Origin of the sequence: Zobellella maritima, from assembly GCF_003075035.1 — a bacterium.
Taxonomy (GTDB): domain Bacteria; phylum Pseudomonadota; class Gammaproteobacteria; order Enterobacterales; family Aeromonadaceae; genus Oceanimonas; species Oceanimonas maritima.
Genome location: NZ_QCZE01000019.1, coordinates 1 through 439, shown reverse-complemented (window position 1 = coordinate 439; position 439 = coordinate 1). Strand labels below are relative to the sequence as shown.

1 protein-coding gene is annotated in these 439 nt (G+C 48.7%); it reads right to left on the bottom strand.

Annotated features, from left to right (window positions below):
• The coding region (locus DCS96_RS18405) for a beta-1,3-glucanase family protein (RefSeq protein WP_198650134.1) at window positions 1-439 on the bottom strand (439 nt) is incomplete at both ends.

Sequence of the window (439 nt, the reverse complement as noted above, 5' to 3'; positions counted from 1 at the left end):
ATTGGAAACATTCTCGCCATTCGGTTGCTGAGTGTTGATCAAGAGGGTAGATCTATTAAAGGCCGCAGCTAGACGCGCTGTGATGGCATCTTTGACGGGATCACCCGAGACCGCAAATGCACCCGAGCTGTTGCTGAAGATATTTGAAGTGGACGGTTGATAATAGGAGATGTTTCCGGTCGAGAAGTTAAGCGTGCCGTTGGAGAACCTAGCGGTGACATTACCGGCGGCAGCTTGTGTGTTGACCGTCAAAGTAGTATTGGAATACTTGGACCAGACCTGGTCGACGTAGGCATCGTAGTACGACTTGAAGAGAGAGTTATTGAGGACGATACCATTATTCGGCGACACAGCACGGATATTGGAACCGTTGTTGGAAATGATCAGTTTATCCCAGCCTGCATTATCCTTTGCATTCTGAGCTCTCAGAGCATTGCAG